Consider the following 2,581-nt stretch of genomic DNA (forward strand, 5'->3'; position numbering starts at 1 on the left):
AAGTGGTCTGTTAATAGGTTTGAAGGGTGAAATAGGTGGTTCCCTTAGGGTATACCTTTTTATTAACTAACGTCGTATTTGCTGACCAGTTTCAATCAACTGTGGACTATCTGGATCCACTGCAAAAAGTGTATAAAAAGAATATATAGGGTTAGTAGTACTGTTTATGGTCACACTGTTTTTGTCAGGATGTTCTATAGATTCTTGTGCGAAACTTTCAATGTACAAGCTACTTTCGAGGTTATCTGTCAACTTAATTTGGAAACGTAAGCTACCATCCGCATTATAAATAGCTGCATTATTGGGATACCTGAAAAACCACGGATAACTAGTAGCTTCACTGAACTTTCTTGGCTGTTCTTTGTAAATAACTACAAATCCTGTGCGATCAGGTAATAGCTCTATGATGTTGGAAACTGGAATAAAAATTTCTTGATCATCTCCTAGCTTAATAAAATATTTAGATGAAATTACTTTATGACCTTTACTTAAGTGCGTATACAATTCGGATCCTTTATTCTGATCTGCACTACTCTCTATAAATAATCGTCCATCATCGCATGTGCTTTTAATTAAAATTTCTTTAATCAATGTTTTTTTCATTTCAATACCTTTTACCATAACGTCCGTTGTGGGAACACGTTCGATGCCTGTATAGCGCATCGATCACAAATGACTGTCTCCCCAGATAGATTATATGCAACACTGTAATCTTGAAAAACATTACTATGATAATTTAGCCTAGTTAGGCATTGCTGTTTGACGTAAGTAAATCTACCTTCGACAAATTTGAGGCGGTTCAAATATGAATTCATTTAGCACAGTTGAGAAGTTACTAGCTAAGCAGAGTTATCCTACGATAGAGAAAAAACCTGAACATAGGCTTGAAGCAGAGGTTATTCTTTTAGAGTATGGTGTCAAAAAAGACAGTGGGTTTTTTAAATTATATACAAAATATTTTTTAAGAGCTTTACGTTCTGGTGCTGATGAAATAGTTGATCCTCTACCGACAAGAAGTTTCATTCTTGGAGTAAAATTCGCACATGAAGTTTGGGAAGTTCCTAAGAACTATATTCTATTCAGTACAGGCGAAGGTGAAGGGGGGTATTTGTACAATATAGAAGATGATAGTGTATGGGATTATCAGATGGGACAGCTACAGCAACTAGCCGATGGTACTTTACCGCATTGGGATAGCTTCTATGAATTTATGATTTGGTATTTGAGCGATGAAGAAGATGCTTGATGATTTTTATCATAAAGCCTAACTAATTAAGTTGGATCTAATTTTTCCAACTCCTTTATTCATAGCAAGATGAAGGCAAATGGAATGAAATCTTCCCTAGCTTTGAACAATCTTAGATTGTTCAACAAGTACACTGCGAAGTACACTACAGTTATCACAAGAATTCAAACTCTTAATACCACTAGCCTACAGCCAAATATTCAAGTCCTCACTAGGGAACCATACTCAGTATGTAAAGCATTGATAGATAACTGAATGTTGTTTGATGGGCTCGATAAGTGTACTTGGCGTGAGTAATTCGATGGTTTTTGGCACCACATAACACTTAGTGTATATTGATTGAATAACCATAAAAATAAAAGGGGTCAGCATTGAATAATAAACGTTTTATCTTGAGGTCACTTGGTGTTTGCGGTTTAATTTTCGTTTTGTCTACGATGGTTGCTGCTAGGTTTTTTTAGTATGGTGACTGAATATTTAGTTTACTTCCTATACTAGAACCAAACTGTAGGCTGTACGTCCAGTGTTTATGGTCTTTCTTGTTTGCTAGATGATTCCTTTAACAGCACTTTTAACATCATTACCTATTGCCCACGCAAATCTGGATTATTTACACCAGTAGCATAACTATTATCATCTAGCAGCGAATCCTGTTCCCCATAATTAGCCATAGAGTCAGATTGCGTTTGGTGACTACTGCTAGGTTGATTGCTTTCAACACCTATGTTTTGATCAATAGCCTCTTGATTATTTTCTTTTGCGTTGGCTGCAAATGAATCTTCTTCCTCACCCAAGCCCATATCGCCACCCAAACTTTCAATCATACTTTTAAACAATTCTTTATCCGATTTTCTCGTTAAAAAATCTGGAAAATGAATCGCAAAGTACTCTCGAATCATCTGCTCACTCTCACCATCAGTTGCCAACACCTGACCCAAAAACGCACCCATTAAAATCTTCTGCTTGTTCAGGCGTTTCTCTAACTTTACTTGCTGAACCTTAGCTTGGCGTTTTAACTCTTCTAACCGTTGACGTTCTTTTAGCTCATTAGAGTCTTGACTATCAAAAATAGACACAGGCGCTTTATTATTAGATACTGACATCAGATTTATCCTTATCAATTAAATTTTACTCAGCATAGCAAGTACCCCACTATCATTCAATCACTTGTGATAAGCTTTAACACAACCACATCCGAACCCTAAAATATTTTATTTTATTATTTAATGGTGACGTCCCCCTGATTAAGGGCGAAGTAACGACTCAAAATTTAATCTATTCACTTCGTTACTATTCTTAATTTTGAATCCTTCTTCGTTGGGGAAACCCCAAACC

Annotated in this window: 3 protein-coding genes; 1 reads left to right on the forward strand and 2 read right to left on the reverse strand. The window is 36.1% G+C overall.

The window, feature by feature from the left end:
• Nucleotides 1-66: 66 nt before the first annotated feature.
• On the reverse strand, nt 67-603 hold the full coding sequence (locus tag JFC08_RS13490) for a hypothetical protein (RefSeq protein ID WP_198331090.1): 537 nt from the start codon (nt 601-603) through the stop codon (nt 67-69).
• Nucleotides 604-805: 202 nt separating this feature from the next.
• Here JFC08_RS13490 and JFC08_RS13495 point away from each other — a divergent pair, with 202 nt between their 5' ends.
• Complete coding sequence (locus tag JFC08_RS13495) at nt 806-1,246, forward strand: hypothetical protein (RefSeq protein ID WP_198331091.1); 441 nt, start codon at nt 806-808, stop codon at nt 1,244-1,246.
• A 584-nt stretch (nt 1,247-1,830) separates the two neighbouring features.
• On the opposite strand, the gene JFC08_RS13500 is transcribed toward JFC08_RS13495, so the two are convergent.
• Complete coding sequence (locus tag JFC08_RS13500) at nt 1,831-2,349, reverse strand: hypothetical protein (RefSeq protein ID WP_198331092.1); 519 nt, start codon at nt 2,347-2,349, stop codon at nt 1,831-1,833.
• Nucleotides 2,350-2,581 lie beyond the last annotated feature (232 nt).

Source organism: Psychrobacter cibarius, assembly GCF_016107535.1.
Classification (GTDB): domain Bacteria; phylum Pseudomonadota; class Gammaproteobacteria; order Pseudomonadales; family Moraxellaceae; genus Psychrobacter; species Psychrobacter cibarius.

Coding starts and splice junctions, on each gene's coding strand:
- JFC08_RS13490 (WP_198331090.1), bottom strand. CDS start 603: ATGAAAAAAACATTGATTAAAGAAATTTTAATTAAAAGCACATGCGAT.
- JFC08_RS13495 (WP_198331091.1), top strand. CDS start 806: ATGAATTCATTTAGCACAGTTGAGAAGTTACTAGCTAAGCAGAGTTAT.
- JFC08_RS13500 (WP_198331092.1), bottom strand. CDS start 2,349: ATGTCAGTATCTAATAATAAAGCGCCTGTGTCTATTTTTGATAGTCAA.